Here is a 1470-nt window from a genome sequence, read left to right as displayed (position 1 = left end):
TCTAAGCGCTCCACCAGTCCTTCCGGTCTGACTTCAACGCCCTTAGAACGCTCTCCTACCATCGACACCATACNTCTAAGCGCTCCACCAGTCCTTCCGGTCTGACTTCAACGCCCTTAGAACGCTCTCCTACCATCGACACCTAAATNGGTGTCAATCCACAGCTTCGGTGATACGTTTAGCCCCGGTACATTTTCGGCGCGGAGTCACTCGACCAGTGAGCTATTACGCACTCTTTAAATGGTGGCTGCTTCTAAGCCAACATCCTGGTTGTCTAAGCAACTCCACATCCTTTTCCACTTAACGTATACTTTGGGACCTTAGCTGGTGGTCTGGGCTGTTTCCCTTTCGACTACGGATCTTATCACTCGCAGTCTGACTCCCAAGAATAAGTATTTGGCATTCGGAGTTTGACTGAATTCGGTAACCCGTTGGGGGCCCCTAGTCCAATCAGTGCTCTACCTCCAATACTCTCATCTTGAGGCTAGCCCTAAAGCTATTTCGGAGAGAACCAGCTATCTCCAGGTTCGATTGGAATTTCTCCGCTACCCACACCTCATCCCCGCACTTTTCAACGTGCGTGGGTTCGGGCCTCCATTCAGTGTTACCTGAACTTCACCCTGGACATGGGTAGATCACCTGGTTTCGGGTCTACGACCTCATACTCATTCGCCCTATTCAGACTCGCTTTCGCTGCGGCTCCGTCTTATCAACTTAACCTCGCATGAAATCGTAACTCGCCGGTTCATTCTACAAAAGGCACGCCATTACCCATTAACGGGCTTTGACTACTTGTAGGCACACGGTTTCAGGATCTATTTCACTCCCCTTCCGGGGTGCTTTTCACCTTTCCCTCACGGTACTGGTTCACTATCGGTCACTAGGGAGTATTTAGCCTTGGGAGATGGTCCTCCCTGCTTCCGACGGGATTTCTCGTGTCCCGCCGTACTCAGGATCCACTCAGGAGGGAACGAAGTTTCAACTACAGGGTTTTTACCTTCTTTGACGGACCTTTCCAGATCACTTCATTTACCCCGTTCCTTTGTAACTCCATGTTGAGTGTCCTACAACCCCAAGAGGCAAGCCTCTTGGTTTGGGCTAATTCCGTTTCGCTCGCCGCTACTCAGGAAATCGCATTTGCTTTCTCTTCCTCCGGGTACTTAGATGTTTCAGTTCCCCGGGTCTGCCTTCAGTACCCTATGTATTCAGGTAAAGATACTGTTCCATTACGAACAGTGGGTTTCCCCATTCGGAAATCTCCGGATCAAAGCTTACTTACAGCTCCCCGAAGCATATCGGTGTTAGTCCCGTCCTTCATCGGCTCCTAGTGNCCAAGGCATCCACCGTGCGCCCTTTCTAACTTAACCGTTAAAAAAGTCTTACAGATGCTTTGAAAAAAAATTAATTGCCTTCTATCTATTATCTAGTTTTCAAGGAACAAGTTGTTCCAATCACATCGTGATTGATTCA

General features: G+C 49.1%; 1 rRNA gene (running past one end of the window). It reads right to left on the bottom strand.

The features are described from left to right. Positions 1-1367, bottom strand: a 23S ribosomal RNA gene (locus ASU00_RS23945) (it extends 1649 nt beyond the left edge of the window). Between the last annotated feature and the right edge of the window lie 103 nt (positions 1368-1470).

The sequence above is a fragment of the Peribacillus muralis genome (genome assembly GCF_001439925.1).
GTDB lineage: Bacteria > Bacillota > Bacilli > Bacillales > DSM-1321 > Peribacillus > Peribacillus muralis.
Note: the sequence above shows the minus strand (reverse complement) of the source record. Positions and strands in the feature narration are given on the sequence as shown.